Genomic DNA, 13,658 nt, shown 5'->3' on the forward strand with positions numbered 1-13,658 from the left:
GGCTTCATGACTGCGACCGCTTCCGCCCGCGCCCTGCTCGACCTCGCGGCCACCGCCGCCGACTCCAAGGGCGGGGAGGACCTCGTCGCACTAGACGTCTCGGGACCGCTGCCGCTCGTCGACATCTTCTTCCTGGTGACGGGGCGCTCCGAGCGCAACGTCGTCGCCATCGCCAACGCGGTGGAGGACCGCCTCAACGAGTCCGGAGCCAAGCTCCTGCGCCGCGAGGGCCGCGCCGAGGGCCGCTGGATCTTGCTCGACTTCGGCGACCTCGTCGTCCACGTCTTCCACGAGGAGGACCGGATGTACTACTCGCTGGAGCGCCTCTGGAAGGACTGCCCGGTCGTCCCGATCACGGTGGCGAACGCCGTCCCCGCCGACTCCGCAGCCTCCTCGAACTGAGGAACACGCCCGGCGTCGCCGCTCGATTTCACTCCAGGCATTTCGTGTTGTAGTTTATTCGAGTTGCTTCCGCCGGGCGGAGGAGCGGGCCGCAAGGCCGGTACCTCGAGTCCGAGAAGCGCACCAAGGGTCCGTGGCGCAGCTGGTAGCGCACCTGCATGGCATGCAGGGGGTCAGGGGTTCGAATCCCCTCGGATCCACAGCAAGACAGAGAGCCCCGCACTTCTCCGGAAGCGCGGGGCTTCTCTCTTTCCGCACTTCGCGCGAGCGGTACCGGCTGGCGCTGGAGAGCTGAGTGCTCCGCCAGAATGGCGGGATGCCGACTCCGACCGCGCCGCGCGGCCTCATCACCCAGTTCTCCATCGTCGACGCACTGCTGGCGGGTCTGTTCGACGGCGTCGTCACGCGCGCCGAGGCGGACGAGGCCGGCGACTTCGGACTGGGCTGCGGCGACCACATGGAGGGCGAGCTGGTCGTGCTCGACGGCGTGCACCGGCTGTTCCGCGGCGACGGCTCGGTCGTCGTCCTCGAGCCGGAGGACACGATCGCCTTCGCCGAGCTGGCCCGGTTCGCTCCGGACAGCACGGAGACGGTCGAGGCGGTGCCGTCGCTCGACGCCCTGCTGACGGCGGTGCGGCGGACCGTGCCGAGCCCGAACGTGTTCGTCGGCGTCCGTCTCCGCGGCCGCGTCGAGCACCTGACGCTGCGGCAGCCGATCGCCCAGGTGAAGCCGTACCTCCGCCTGGCGGACGCGATGCGCGACCAGCGCGAGGTGCACCTGAGCGACGTCGAGGGCACGATCGTCGGCTTCTACGGCCCCAAGCCGTTCCAGGGGATCAGCGTCGCCGGGCTGCACACCCACTTCGTCGACTCGAGCGGCTCCGTCGGCGGCCACGTCCTCGCAGCGTCCGGGCTGAGCGGCGAGCTGGCGGTCGAGCAGTACGCCGGGCTCACCGTGCGCCTCCCGGAGTCGGAGGACTTCCTCGCCGCGGACCTCGACGACGAGGTCGGCAGCTCCGACGCCGCCATCCGCGCCGTCGAGACCGACCACGCGCACTGAGGTGCACTCCGGCGGGGGAGCGGCGGCCCTACCCTGGACGCATGCCCACGCTGCGCGACGTCCACGCCGTCATCGACCGTCTCTGGCCCGAGGGGGCCGCGGAGGACTGGGACGCTCCCGGTCTCGTCACCGGTGACCCGGCCGCGCAGGTCGAGCGGATCCTCCTCGCGGTCGACGTCGTCGCCGACACCGTCTCCGAGGCCGTCGACGGCGGCTACCAGCTCCTCCTGGCCCACCACCCGCTCCTGCTCCGCGGGGTCACCTCGATCGCGGAGGACGGCTACAAGGGCCGCCTGCTCGCTGAGCTGATCCGGCACGGCTGCGCGCTCGTCTCCGCGCACACCAACGCGGACATCGTCGCGGACGGCGTCTCCGACGTGATCGCGACGCGGCTCGGACTCACCGGCACGACGCCGCTGGTCCCCGGCGAGGACCCGTCGGTCGGCCTCGGTCGCGTCGGCGACCTCGCCGAGGAGGTCACGCTCGGCCGCCTGGCCCGCGCCGTGGCCGAGCTGCTGCCCGCGACCGCCGGGGGAGTCCGTGCCGCCGGTGACTACGAGGCGCCCGTCCGCCGGGTCTCGCTCTGCGGCGGAGCCGGGGACTCCCTCCTCGACAGCCCCGCCGTCCGCACGAGCGACGTCTACATCACGGCCGACCTCCGGCACCACCCGGCGTCGGAGGCGCGCGAGAAGGCCCGCCACGGCACCGGCCCGGCGCTCCTCGACGTCTCGCACTGGGCGAGCGAGTGGCTCTGGCTCGACGTCGCCGCGACCGCTCTTCGCACCGCGCTTCCCGGGGTCGTCGTCGACGTCAGCGAGACCCGCACCGACCCCTGGGATTTCGCGATCGTCCACTGACGCTCCGCGAGCGCGCGAGAATGGAGCCGGCACGCCCACCCTCCGTGCCGGGAACGAGGACCGCGACGTGATTGCCAGCCCCGCCGACCAGCGAGAGCTCCTGACTCTGCAGAGTCTCGACACGAGGGGCAACCAGCTCCGTCACGCCGTCGCCACCCTGCCGCAGATCGCGGCGATCAAGGCGATGCAGACCCGCGACAACGAGACCCGCCGCACCCTCGCGGAGCGCAACGGCCGGCTGGAGGACGCCCGCACCGAGCTCGGCCGCATCGAGTCCGACGTCGAGGTCGTCGACAAGCGCCTCGCCCGCGACCGCGACCGCCTGCAGACCGCCTCGTCCGCGAAGGACATCGCCGCACTCGAGGGAGAGATCACCTCGCTGGTCAAGCGCCGCGGCGACCTCGAGGACATCGAGCTGACGCTGATGGAGCGGATCGAGGGCATCGAGGCCGAGGTCGCCGCCGCCCAGGCCGAGCGCGACGAGGTCGTCGCCGGCATCGCGACCCTCGCCGAGGAGCGCGACGCCCAGGCGGAGAAGCTCGCCGGCAAGCAGGAGGCGCTCGCCCGTGACCGCGCCTCGCTCGTCGAGAGGATCCCGGCCGACCTGGTGGAGCTCTACGAGAAGCAGCGCGCCCGCTACGGCGTCGGCGCGGCGCTCCTGCGCGGCAAGGTGTCGGAGGGGAGCGGCGTCGCTCTCACCGAGTCCGACCTCGCCTGGATCCGCACCACCGCGCCCGATCAGGTCGTGCTCTGCCCCGACAGCGGCTGCATCCTCGTCCGTGGCGACGAGTCGACGCTCGCCTGACCCGGCCCGTACACTGGACGCGCGAACGGGCCGGCAAGACGGTCGCGTCGCCGGGGTGAGAGCTCCGGCGCCGAGGAACGTCCGGGCTCCGCAGAGCAGGGCGGTGGGTAACACCCACCCGGGGCGACCCGCGAGACAGTGCCACAGAGAACAGACCGCCACGGGCCCCGGTCCGCGGTAAGGGTGAAACGGTGGTGTAAGAGACCACCAGGGGCCGGAGTGATCCGGTCCGCTCGGTAAACCTCGCCCGGAGCAAGGTCAGACAGAGGACGATGCGGCTGCTCGTCGGGTCCTCGGGTAGACCGCTGGAGGGTCACGGCGACGTGCCCCCGAGAGAGATGGCCGTCCAGCGCCCGCCGAGAGGCGCGGCGTGAACAGAACCCGGCGTATTAGCCTGCCCCTTCGCCACGAAAGGCCCCGCACCGCGGGGCCTTTCGCGTCTCGTGGCCGGCTGCGCCCCTTTGCGCGGCGGTCCCCGCCCGCCGCGCCGCGGTCGGCCCGGGTGCGTGGTCGCGTTCCGCAGAGCGTCTCGCGTCCGGCTCCGGAGAAACGCTGGCACGCGTTTCTCCGGCTCGCCTCGGCGTTGCTTCCGCATGCTCCTGACGAGCGCCGTCCTCGCGCGCAGGCTGATCGAGTAGCCCTCGCAGAGGGCGTATCGAGATCCGCCCCTGCTGGACGAGTGCTTGGGGCCGCCGTTCGGTGATGTGGGTCTCGATACGCCGCTGCGCGGCTACTCGACCAGCAAGAGGGAGGCGGCCTTGTGTAGGCGGGACGGGGTGCCGCGCTACTCACTCGGGAGGGGGCGCCGCACTCATGCCGGAGGGGGCGCCGCACTCATGCCGGAGGGAGCGCCGCACTCATGCTGATCGAGTAGCCCTCGGAGAGGGCGTATCGAGATCCGCCCCGGCTGGACGCGGGCGTGTGGCCACCGTTCGGTGACGTGGGTCTCGATACGCCGCTGCGCGGCTACTCGACCAGCATGGAGGGGGCGGGCGTCAGAGGCGCCGGCCCTGCAGACGGCTCTCGCGAAGCGAGGCTCACCGGCGAAACGCGTGCCAGCGTTTCGTCGTAGCCGAAGGCGACACGCCCTGCGGAACGCAGCCACCTGTCGAGGCCGACTGCGCCGCGGCGGGCGGGGACCGCCGCGGGAGAGGACACCGCCTCAGCGGCGGACGCCGCCGCCTGCCAGGGCCGCGGCGCCGAGGATGCCCGCGTTGTTGCGCAGGGCGGCCGGCACGATCGGGGTGCGCAGGTCGAGCAGGGGCAGGAACTCCTCGTGGTGCTTGGAGATGCCACCGCCGACGATGATCAGGTCCGGCCAGAGGAGCGCCTCGAGGTGGGAGTAGTAGCGCTGCAGGCGCTTGGCCCAGTGCTTGTAGTCCAGGTCGTCCCGCTCCTTCGCGGCGAAGGACGCCTTCTTCTCGTAGTCGCCGCCGTGGATCTCGAGGTGGCCGAGCTCGGCGTTGGGGATGAGGACGCCGTCGTAGATCTGCGCGGTGCCGATGCCGGTGCCGAGCGTGGTCATCAGGACCAGGCCCTTCTTGTCCTTCGCCGCGCCGAAGCGCGATTCGGCGTACCCGGCGGCGTCGGCGTCGTTCACGAAGAAGATGTCGCGGCCGATGGCGTCCTCGAACATCTTCTCGGCCTCGAGGCCGATCCACTCGTCCGAGACGTTCGCGGCGGACATGGTGCGCCCGTGCACCACGGCGGCCGGGAAGCAGATCCCCACGGGGGTGTCGGCCGGTGCGTCCGGGAGCATGCCCAGGATCTGCTGCACCGTGGCGACGATGTCCTTCGGGCGTCCGCCCTCGGGAGTGGCGACCTTCATCCGGTCGCTGAGGAGGGCGCCCTCGCCGAGGTCGACGTACGCCCCCTTGATGCCGGTCCCTCCGATGTCGATTCCGATCGCGGTCGCAGCAGCAGTCATACCGGCCATGCTAGCGAGGCGCGAGGGGGAGCGACCGGCGACCGGCCCCGGCGTAGGATCGCGACATGTCTGACGGTGATGCGAACAGCTGGTGGTACAACCTCAAGTCCGGTGCGGTGGAGCAGGGCTTCCAGTCCCCGTCCGTCGACCGCGCGGGCCCCTACTCGTCCCGCGAGGAGGCGTCCCACGCCCTCGAGAAGATGCGCGAGAACACCCGCCGCTGGGACGAGGAGGACGCGGAGGATCGCTGATCCCGCGCTGAACCGCGTCGCGCCCCGCTACTCGTAGCTGTGCTCGGCTCCGGGGTACGCGCCGGCCTCGACGTCCTCGCGGAACGCGGTCACCGCGCCGGTGAGGACACCACGCAGGTCGGCGTACTGCTTGACGAAGCGCGGCACGCGGCCGGTGGTCAGCCCGGCGAAGTCCGTCCACACCAGCAGCTGACCGTCCACGTGCGGGCCGGCACCGACGCCGATCGTCGGGATGCTCAGCTCCTCGGTGACCCGGCGGGCGGCCTCGCTCGGCACCATCTCGAGCACGACGGCGAACGCGCCGGCGTCCTGGACGGCGCGGGCGTCGGCGAGCAGCTGCTCGATCCCCTCGCCGCGGCCCTGGATCATGTGCCCGCCGAGGCCGTGCTCGCTCTGCGGGGTGAAGCCGATGTGCGCCATCACCGGGATGCCGGCCTCGACGATCCGCCGGATCTGCTCCGCGGAGCGGACGCCGCCCTCGAGCTTCACGGCGTGCGCGTGCGTCTCCTTCATGAAGCGGAAGGCGGTGTGCAGCGCGTCGTCCGCGCCCGACTCGTAGGAGCCGAAGGGCAGGTCGGCGACGACGAACGCGCGCTCGACGGCGCCCGCGACGGCCCGGGCCAGCGGGATCAGCTCGTCCACGGTGACCGGCAGGGTCGTGTCGTAGCCCAGCACCGTGTTGCCGGCGGAGTCGCCCACGAGCAGGAAGTCGATGCCCGCCTGGTCGAAGATGCGGGCCGTGAGCACGTCGTAGCTGGTGAGCCCGGTGATCCGCACCCCCGAGTCCTTCGCGGTCTGGAAGTGGCGGGTTCTCACGCGTTTCACGGGCTGCGCTGACATGCGGTCGAGTCTATCCGCGCCCTGTCGGGGCTCCGCGGGGAACGGCCGGGCGCCCAGCAGGGGAGGGGCGGAGCCACTAGCCTGGGAGCGAAACAGGAAGGGCCTTGATGGACAAGCAACGGGACTTCGTTCTTCGCACCATTGAAGAGCGAGGGATCAAATTCGTTCGCCTCTGGTTCACGGACGTCGTCGGCACGCTCAAGTCGGTCGCGATCGCTCCGGCCGAGGTCGAGGGGGCGTTCGCCGAGGGTCTCGGCTTCGACGGCTCGGCCATCGAGGGACTCACCCGCTCGTTCGAGGCCGACGTCCTCGCGCACCCGGACCCGTCGACCTTCCAGATCCTGCCGTGGCGCGGCGAGATCGATCCGACGGCGCGGATGTTCTGCGACATCACCACTCCCGACGGCCAGCCCGCCGTCGCCGACCCGCGGAACGTGCTCAAGCGCACGCTCGCGAAGGCGGCCGAGCGCGGCTTCACGTTCTACACGCATCCCGAGATCGAGTTCTACCTGCTGAAGTCGTCGACGTTCGGCGCCGAGGGGCCGGAGCCCGTCGACTCCGCCGGCTACTTCGACAACGTCCCCGGCGGCACGGCGCACGACTTCCGCCGCCGCTCGGTCCGCATGCTCGAGGACCTCGGCATCTCGGTCGAGTTCAGCCACCACGAGGCGGGACCCGGCCAGAACGAGATCGACCTCCGCTACGCGGACGCGCTGACCACGGCCGACAACATCATGACCTTCCGCACGGTCATCAAGGAGGTGGCGATCGAGCAGGGCGTCTACGCGACCTTCATGCCCAAGCCGCTCTCCGGCCACCCCGGCTCGGGCATGCACACGCACCTCTCGCTCTTCGAGGGCGACATGAACGTGTTCTACGAGCAGGGCGCGCAGTACCAGCTGTCCAAGCTCGGCCGCCAGTTCATCGCCGGTCTGCTCAAGCACGCCCCCGAGATCACCGCGGTGACGAACCAGTTCGTCAACTCGTACAAGCGCCTCTGGGGCGGCGACGAGGCGCCCAGCTACGTGTCCTGGGGCCACAACAACCGCTCCGCGCTCGTCCGCGTGCCACTGTACAAGCCCAACAAGGGCCAGTCCTCGCGCATCGAGTACCGCGCGCTCGACTCGGCAGCCAACCCCTACCTCGCCTACTCGCTGCTGCTGGCCGCGGGACTCAAGGGCATCGAGGAGGGCTACGAGCTCCCCGCCGAGGCCGAGGACAACGTCTGGACGCTGTCGGACGCCGAGCGCCGCGCCCTGGGCTACAGCCCGCTGCCGGCGAGCCTCGACCGCGCGATCTCGCTGATGGAGGAGTCGGAGCTCGTCGCCGAGACCCTCGGCGAGCAGGTGTTCAACTTCGTGCTGCTCAACAAGCGGAAGGACTGGGCCGAGTACCGCGCCCAGGTCACCCCGTACGAGCTGCGCAGCAACCTCGAGATGCTCTGACCCCTCCCGCCATGCCCCGCGAACGCACGCTGAGCGAGGTCGCCCGCCTCGGTTTCGCCGCCCTCGGCGAGACCGGGGCACGGCTCGCGGAGGCGGAGGAGCTCGCGGGCCGGTCGCTCGAGTCGGTCGTCCCGGCGTTCGCGTCGGTGGCCGATCCGGATGCGGCGCTCGGCGCGCTGCTCGATCTGCTGCGCAGCCACCGCAACCGGATGGACGCCGTCCTCGCGGACGACGCCGCGATCACGCGCCTGCTGCTCGTGCTGGGGGCGTCCTCCGGTCTCGCGGACTTCCTGCAGCGCCGGCCCGACGAGCTCGCCGGCTTCCTCGAGCCGGTCCGCGTTCTTCCGGGTCGCGGTGAGCTCAAGCAGGAGCTGCTCGACTCGGTCGGCGCCGTCGACGGCGTCGCGGCGCTGCACGAGGAGGACGGCTGGACGGCCCTGCGGGTCCGCTACCGCCGACTGCTCACACGCGTCGTCGTGCACGATCTCGGCCAGGCGGATCCTGTCGCGGCGATCGATAGGGTCGCCCGGACCCTCGCCGACCTGGCGGGGGCGGCCCTGGAGGCGTCGCTCGCGGTGGCGCGAGCCGACCTGATCGCGGGGTCCGGTCCCGGTCGCTTCTCCCGCGAGGAGGTCGTGGCGACCCGTTTCGCGGTCATCGGGATGGGCAAGGCCGGCGCCTCCGAGCTCAACTACGTCAGCGACGTCGACGTCATCTTCGTGGCCGAGGGCGACCCTGAGCGCGGTCTCTCGAACGCCCGCGCGATCGACATCGCGACCCGGCTCGCCGTCCTGCTGATGCGCGGCACCTCCGCGCTCGCGCTCGAGCCGGAGCTCTGGGAGGTCGACCCCAACCTGCGGCCGGAGGGCAAGCAGGGCGCGCTCGTGCGGACCCTGGAGTCGCACATCACCTACTACGACCGCTGGGCGAAGAGCTGGGAGTTCCAGGCCCTGCTGAAGGCCCGCCCGCTCGCGGGCGACCTCGAGCTCGGCCGCGCCTACGTCGACGCCGTCGCGCCGAAGGTCTGGTCGAGCGCGTCGCGGGAGAACTTCGTCGAGTCGGTGCAGCGGATGCGCGAGCGCGTCACCGAGAACATCCCCCAGAACGACGTGCATTACCAGATCAAGCTCGGGCCGGGCGGGCTGCGCGACATCGAGTTCACGGTCCAGCTGCTCCAGCTCGTGCACGGCCAGACCGACGACGAGATCCACATGCCCGGCACGCTGCTGGCCCTCGGTGCTCTCGCCGACCGCGGCTACATCGGCCGCGCGGCGGCGGAGGAGTTCGCGCAGGACTACCGGGCGCTGCGCCTGCTCGAGCACCGGCTCCAGCTGCGGCGGCTCCGGCGCACCCATCTGATGCCGCGGGACGAGCACGAGCTGCGGACCCTGGCGCGGGCGAGCGGACTCGCCCGCAGCGCCGAGGAGCTGCTGGTCGTCTGGAACTCCATCAAGCACCGGGTGCGCGGGCTGCACGAGCGGCTGTTCTACCGCCCGCTGCTCTCCGCGGTGGCGGCGCTGCCCGACGGCGGGATCGAGCTGTCGACCGGTCAGGCCGAGGCCCGGCTGGCGGCCATCGGCTTCGCCGACGCGCGAGGCGCCCTCGGCCACATCGCCGCGATGACCTCGGGCGTCTCGCGGCGCGCGAGCATCCAGCGCCACCTCGTCCCCGTGATGCTGCAGTGGTTCGCGGACGGCGCGGACCCCGACTACGGGCTCCTCGCCTTCCGGCGCCTCAGCGACACCCTCGGCGGCACGCCCTGGTTCCTCCGGATGCTGCGCGACTCCTCCGGGGCCGCGAAGCGCCTGACGACGGTCCTCTCCGGCTCGCGCTTCGTCGGCGAGCTCCTCGACCGCATCCCGGAGTCGGCGGCCTGGCTCGAGGACGACGACGCGCTGCGGCCGCGCAGTGCCGAGGGGCTGGCCGAGGAGGTTCGCGCGGTCCTCGCGCGCCACGACACCCCCGAGGCCGTCGCCACGGCGCTGCGGGGCATGCGCCGCCGGGAGGTGCTCCGCACCGCGATGGGCGGCGTCCTCGGCCTCAGCACCATCGAGGAGATCGCGACGAGCCTCTCCGACATCATCTCCGCGCTCCTGGGCGGCGTGCTCGCGGCCGTCCGCCGCTCGAGCACCGGTCGCCGCGGATCCGCCGCGGAGTTCGCCGTGATCGGCATGGGGCGCTACGGGGGAGCGGAGCTGGGCTTCGGCTCCGACGCGGACGTGATGTACGTGCAGCGACCGGGCGAGGCGGACCCGCATGAGGCGCAGCTCTACGCGCAGTTCCTGGTCGCCGAGCTCGTCCGCCTCACCGAGGACTCGCGCCTGCCGCTCGACCTCGACGCCGATCTGCGCCCCGAGGGCAAGAACGGTCCGCTGGTGCGCTCCCTCGACTCCTACCGCGCCTACTACGCTCGCTGGTCTCTGACGTGGGAGGCGCAGGCACTGCTGCGCGCTCGAGGGGTGGCCGGCGATGCGGCGCTGATCGCCGCCTTCGAGGAGCTGGCCGACGGCGTCCGCTACCCCGCGGCGATCTCGGACCGCGACATCCGCGAGGTGAAGCGGATCAAGGCCCGCGTCGAGAGCGAGCGGCTGCCGCAGGGCGCCGACCCGAAGCGCCACCTCAAGCTCGGCCGCGGCTCGCTGAGCGACGTCGAGTGGCTGGTGCAGCTGCTGCAGCTCCAGCACGCGCGGACGATCCCCGCGCTGCGGACCACCTCGACGCTGACCGCGCTGAGCGTGGCGGAGGAGGCGGAGCTGATCTCGCCGCCCGACGCCGAGCGCCTGCGCGCGGCCTGGCTCCTCGCGTCGCGGGTGCGCTCGGCGATGACCCTGTTCACCGACCGCACCGCCGACGTGCTGCCGGCCGACCGCCGCCAGCTGGACGGCGTGGCGCGGCTCCTGGAGTACCCCGCCGATTCGGCCACGCAGCTCGAGGACGACTACCTCGGCGTCACCCGCCGGGCCCGCGCCGTCTTCGAGCGCCGCTTCTACGGCCCGGTCGAGGTCGACGCGCCCACCTACCGCTGACGCCCGCGGAACGGGCCGGGAACGCGGAAGGGCCGCTCCTCCGGAGAGGAACGGCCCTTCGTGCAGTGCGCGAGCCCTGCGGTGCGTCGGATCAGACGCCGTAGTACAGCTCGAACTCGAAGGGGTGCGGGCGCTGCGCGAGGGGCTTGATCTCCTTCTCGCGCTTGTAGTCGATCCAGGTCTCGATGAGCTCCTGGGTGAACACGCCGCCCTGGAGCAGGAAGTCGTGGTCGGCCTCGAGGGCGGCGAGGGCCTCCTCGAGCGAGGCGGGGACCTGCGGGATGAGCTTGGCCTCCTCCGGGGGCAGCTCGTACAGGTCCTTGTCGACGGGCTCGTGCGGCTCGATGCGGTTCTTGATGCCGTCGAGGCCCGCCATCAGCTGCGCGGCGAACGCGAGGTACGGGTTGCCCGAGGCGTCGGGCGCGCGGAACTCGATGCGCTTGGCCTTCGGGTTCGTGCCGGTGATCGGGATGCGGATCGACGCGGAGCGGTTGCCGGCCGAGTAGACCAGGTTGACCGGCGCCTCGAAGCCCGGGATCAGGCGGTGGTACGAGTTGACCGTCGGGTTCGTGAACGCGAGGACGGCGGGGGCGTGCTTGAGCAGGCCGCCGATGTACCAGCGCGCGACGTCGGAGAGTCCGCCGTAGCCGTTCTCGTCGTAGAACAGGGGCTTGCCGTCGTTCCAGAGCGACTGGTGGGTGTGCATGCCCGAGCCGTTGTCGCCGAAGAGGGGCTTCGGCATGAACGTGGCCGTCTTGCCCCACTGCTCGGCCGTGTTCTTGACGATGTACTTGAACTTCAGGATGTCGTCCGCGGAGTGGACCATCGTGTCGAAGCGGTAGTTGATCTCCGCCTGGCCGCCGGTGCCCACCTCGTGGTGCGAGCGCTCGAGGATGAGGCCGGCGTCGATCAGCTTGAGGCAGATGTCGTCGCGGAGGTCGGCCTGCTTGTCGACCGGGCTGACCGGGAAGTAGCCGCCCTTGTAGGGGGTCTTGTTGCCGAGGTTGCCGCCCTCTTCGACGCGGCCCGAGTTCCAGGCGCCCTCGACGGAGTCGACGGAGTGGAACGCGGAGTTCTGGGTGACCTCGTAGCGCACGTCGTCGAAGATGTAGAACTCGGCCTCGGGGGCGAAGAACGCGGTGTCGGCGATGCCGGTCGACGCGAGGTACTTCTCGGCCTTCTTGGCGACCTGACGCGGGTCCTTCGAGTAGATCTCGCCGTTGCGCGGGTTGTAGATGTCGAAGACGATGATCAGCGTGCGCTCGACGCGGAACGGGTCCACGTAGGCGGTGGTCACGTCAGGGATCAGCTGCATGTCCGATTCGTGGATGTTCGCGAATCCGCGGATCGAGGACCCGTCGAAGAGCTGGCCGACGGAGAAGAACTCCTCGTCGACCGTCGAGGCGGGGATGTTGAAGTGCTGCTGGACACCGGGGAGATCGGTGAACCGGATGTCGAGGAACTTGACGTCCGTGTCCTTGATGAACTTGAGCACCTCGGAAGAATCTTTAAACATGCAAAGGTCTCCAATGGCGTAACGGGTGGCTGCAGACGCAGCCGTTCCACAGTAGTCACCGGCGGTTACCCCGCCGTGTCCCTCGTGTTTCGGGCGTGTTACACGGGGTCCCGCCGAGCGGGTCGCCGCCGGCCTCCGCTCCCGGCGGGCGCGCGGGCTGCGCGGGTACCATCGGAGGATGCCAGCACCCGAGCGCAGGACCTTCGCCGACGTCGCCCCGAGCACGCGGCCGGGGGAGCGGCTCGGGCTCCCCGAGACCGGCCGGATGTCGATCGCCCGGCCCGGTCGCCGCTTCGCCGCCCTCGCCGTCGACTTCGCGATCGTCGCGCTGCTGTCCTTCGTCTTCTTCGGCTACGACCGCTGGGCGAGCATCGTCCTCTTCGTGGTGCTGCAGGCGGTCTTCATCCCGACCATCGGCGGGAGCATCGGCCACCGGCTGCTGGGTCTGCGCGTCGTCCGCCTCGGCGGCGGCTGGGTCGGCGTCTGGCGTCCGCTGGTGCGGTCGGTGCTCCTCGCCGTGCTCGTCCCCGCCCTCGTCTGGGACTCGGACCAGCGCGGCTTCCACGACAAGGTCGCCGGCACGGTGCTCGTCCGCTATTGATCGGGCCGTCGTCCGGGAACGACGAACGGGCCGGCGGGAGTGATCCCGACCGGCCCGTTCGTGTGCTCGTCCCGCGCGTCAGCGGGAGCGCTGCGGCCGCACCTTGAAGGGGTCGACGCCCTTGGGGATCGGCAGCGAGGTGTTCAGCGAGGCGAGGCGGTTCTTGACGGCGAGCACCTCCGCCTTGGTCAGCACCTTCTTCGTCTTCGCGAGGGCCCGGGGGACCTTGTGCAGCGGGACGGCGCCCTCGTCGGGGCCGACGTTCACGAAGGTGACGGGGACGTTGGGGAGGATGCGGGTCACCTTGCGGCGCTCGTCCTCGAGCATGCGCTTGGTGCGGCCGGTCGGCCCCTCCGCGATCAGCACGACACCGCCGCGGCCGACGGCGCGGTAGACCGCGTCCTGCGTCTTGCCGTTGACGGCGACCGGCATCTCGCCGCCGGTCCAGGTGCCGCGGAGACCGCTGCGCAGGACGGCGCCCACGGCGCCCGGCTGCCCGGCGATCTGCCCGTAGGCGGCGCGCTCGGCGCGGCGGGAGAGGACAGCGAGGCCGGCGACGAGTCCGGCCATCACTCCGACGACGATCCAGAGCGCGATGACGAAGCCGTTGCCGTCGCCGAGGAGGACACCGAGGAGGATCCCGATCAGGATCGGGACCAGCAGCGCCAGCAGGATGATCCAGACCGCGCTGCTGTCGTAGCGGCGGGTCATCTGGAACACCTGCCACATCTGCTTGAGACGTCCTGGTTCCTTGACCGCCTTCGTCGACGGTTCCGTGCTGCGTGCCATTGCTCCAGGATACCGAGCCGACCCGGTGGGGGAGACCGATCCGAGTGGATCCGCCGGACCTCCCCTCCTCCCCAGCGACAGGACGGCCGATCCGTCCACCGATCAGACCTCCGCCGCCCCGGCGAGCCGGCTCGAGCGG

General features: G+C 71.2%; 12 protein-coding genes, 1 tRNA gene and 1 other RNA gene. 10 read left to right on the plus strand and 4 right to left on the minus strand.

Translation table 11 applies throughout. The features are described 5' to 3' along the window. Positions 1–6: 6 nt before the first annotated feature. The 6 genes from rsfS (at position 7) to rnpB (ending at position 3,529) form a co-directional block, all read left to right on the plus strand. Positions 7–402: a ribosome silencing factor gene (gene rsfS, locus C1I64_RS05515; RefSeq protein ID WP_127886475.1), complete on the plus strand. Its 396-nt coding sequence runs from the start codon at positions 7–9 to the stop codon at positions 400–402. 127 nt (positions 403–529) lie between these two features. Next, a tRNA-Ala gene (locus C1I64_RS05520) sits at positions 530–602 on the plus strand. Between the two features lie 116 nt (positions 603–718). Next, a complete protein-coding gene (locus C1I64_RS05525) occupies positions 719–1,462 on the plus strand; it encodes an acetolactate decarboxylase (RefSeq protein WP_127886476.1) in 744 nt (247 codons plus the stop codon). Positions 1,463–1,503: 41 nt separating this feature from the next. After that, positions 1,504–2,319 (plus strand): Nif3-like dinuclear metal center hexameric protein, encoded by an 816-nt coding sequence (locus C1I64_RS05530; RefSeq protein WP_123445832.1) that lies wholly within the window; start codon positions 1,504–1,506, stop codon positions 2,317–2,319. A gap of 67 nt (positions 2,320–2,386) precedes the next feature. After that, on the plus strand, positions 2,387–3,124 hold the full coding sequence (locus C1I64_RS05535; protein ID WP_127886477.1) for a zinc ribbon domain-containing protein: 738 nt from the start codon (positions 2,387–2,389) through the stop codon (positions 3,122–3,124). 26 nt (positions 3,125–3,150) lie between these two features. Continuing rightward, an RNA gene (rnpB, locus tag C1I64_RS05540) (RNase P RNA component class A) lies at positions 3,151–3,529 on the plus strand. A gap of 757 nt (positions 3,530–4,286) precedes the next feature. Here the strand turns inward: rnpB and ppgK are convergent. Beyond that, a complete protein-coding gene (ppgK, locus tag C1I64_RS05545; RefSeq protein ID WP_123703533.1) occupies positions 4,287–5,051 on the minus strand; it encodes a polyphosphate--glucose phosphotransferase in 765 nt (254 codons plus the stop codon). 65 nt (positions 5,052–5,116) lie between these two features. Between ppgK and C1I64_RS05550 the strand changes: the two genes are divergently transcribed. Next, positions 5,117–5,302 (plus strand): SPOR domain-containing protein, encoded by a 186-nt coding sequence (locus C1I64_RS05550; RefSeq protein ID WP_123445835.1) that lies wholly within the window; start codon positions 5,117–5,119, stop codon positions 5,300–5,302. Positions 5,303–5,329: 27 nt separating this feature from the next. On the opposite strand, the gene panB is transcribed toward C1I64_RS05550, so the two are convergent. Continuing rightward, positions 5,330–6,142 carry a 3-methyl-2-oxobutanoate hydroxymethyltransferase gene (gene panB / locus C1I64_RS05555; protein WP_123445836.1) on the minus strand — a complete coding sequence of 271 codons (813 nt, stop codon included), beginning with the start codon at positions 6,140–6,142 and terminating at the stop codon, positions 5,330–5,332. Positions 6,143–6,249: 107 nt separating this feature from the next. Here panB and C1I64_RS05560 point away from each other — a divergent pair, with 107 nt between their 5' ends. Both C1I64_RS05560 and C1I64_RS05565 read left to right on the plus strand, forming a co-directional pair. Beyond that, the gene (locus tag C1I64_RS05560) at positions 6,250–7,587 is read left to right on the plus strand and encodes a glutamine synthetase family protein (protein ID WP_123445837.1); all 1,338 of its coding nucleotides are present in this window, start codon (positions 6,250–6,252) and stop codon (positions 7,585–7,587) included. Positions 7,588–7,598: 11 nt separating this feature from the next. Continuing rightward, entirely contained in the window at positions 7,599–10,613 is a 3,015-nt protein-coding gene (locus tag C1I64_RS05565; protein ID WP_127886478.1) for a bifunctional [glutamine synthetase] adenylyltransferase/[glutamine synthetase]-adenylyl-L-tyrosine phosphorylase, read from the plus strand. Positions 10,614–10,704: 91 nt separating this feature from the next. On the opposite strand, the gene glnA is transcribed toward C1I64_RS05565, so the two are convergent. Then, a complete protein-coding gene (gene glnA / locus C1I64_RS05570) occupies positions 10,705–12,129 on the minus strand; it encodes a type I glutamate--ammonia ligase (protein WP_123445839.1) in 1,425 nt (474 codons plus the stop codon). A gap of 178 nt (positions 12,130–12,307) precedes the next feature. On the opposite strand from glnA, the gene C1I64_RS05575 reads away from it, so the two are divergent. Further along, positions 12,308–12,730: an RDD family protein gene (locus C1I64_RS05575; RefSeq protein WP_123703545.1), complete on the plus strand. Its 423-nt coding sequence runs from the start codon at positions 12,308–12,310 to the stop codon at positions 12,728–12,730. 78 nt (positions 12,731–12,808) lie between these two features. Here C1I64_RS05575 and C1I64_RS05580 read toward each other — a convergent pair whose 3' ends face one another. Further along, a complete protein-coding gene (locus C1I64_RS05580; protein ID WP_123445841.1) occupies positions 12,809–13,519 on the minus strand; it encodes a DUF4191 domain-containing protein in 711 nt (236 codons plus the stop codon). Between the last annotated feature and the right edge of the window lie 139 nt (positions 13,520–13,658).

The sequence above is a fragment of the Rathayibacter festucae DSM 15932 genome, from assembly GCF_004011135.1.
GTDB classification, from domain to species: Bacteria; Actinomycetota; Actinomycetes; order Actinomycetales; family Microbacteriaceae; genus Rathayibacter; species Rathayibacter festucae.

Coding starts and splice junctions, on each gene's coding strand:
- glnA (WP_123445839.1), bottom strand. CDS start 12,129: ATGTTTAAAGATTCTTCCGAGGTGCTCAAGTTCATCAAGGACACGGAC.
- panB (WP_123445836.1), bottom strand. CDS start 6,142: ATGTCAGCGCAGCCCGTGAAACGCGTGAGAACCCGCCACTTCCAGACC.
- C1I64_RS05560 (WP_123445837.1), top strand. CDS start 6,250: ATGGACAAGCAACGGGACTTCGTTCTTCGCACCATTGAAGAGCGAGGG.
- C1I64_RS05580 (WP_123445841.1), bottom strand. CDS start 13,519: ATGGCACGCAGCACGGAACCGTCGACGAAGGCGGTCAAGGAACCAGGA.
- C1I64_RS05525 (WP_127886476.1), top strand. CDS start 719: ATGCCGACTCCGACCGCGCCGCGCGGCCTCATCACCCAGTTCTCCATC.
- C1I64_RS05550 (WP_123445835.1), top strand. CDS start 5,117: ATGTCTGACGGTGATGCGAACAGCTGGTGGTACAACCTCAAGTCCGGT.
- C1I64_RS05575 (WP_123703545.1), top strand. CDS start 12,308: ATGCCAGCACCCGAGCGCAGGACCTTCGCCGACGTCGCCCCGAGCACG.
- ppgK (WP_123703533.1), bottom strand. CDS start 5,051: ATGACTGCTGCTGCGACCGCGATCGGAATCGACATCGGAGGGACCGGC.
- rsfS (WP_127886475.1), top strand. CDS start 7: ATGACTGCGACCGCTTCCGCCCGCGCCCTGCTCGACCTCGCGGCCACC.
- C1I64_RS05530 (WP_123445832.1), top strand. CDS start 1,504: ATGCCCACGCTGCGCGACGTCCACGCCGTCATCGACCGTCTCTGGCCC.
- C1I64_RS05565 (WP_127886478.1), top strand. CDS start 7,599: ATGCCCCGCGAACGCACGCTGAGCGAGGTCGCCCGCCTCGGTTTCGCC.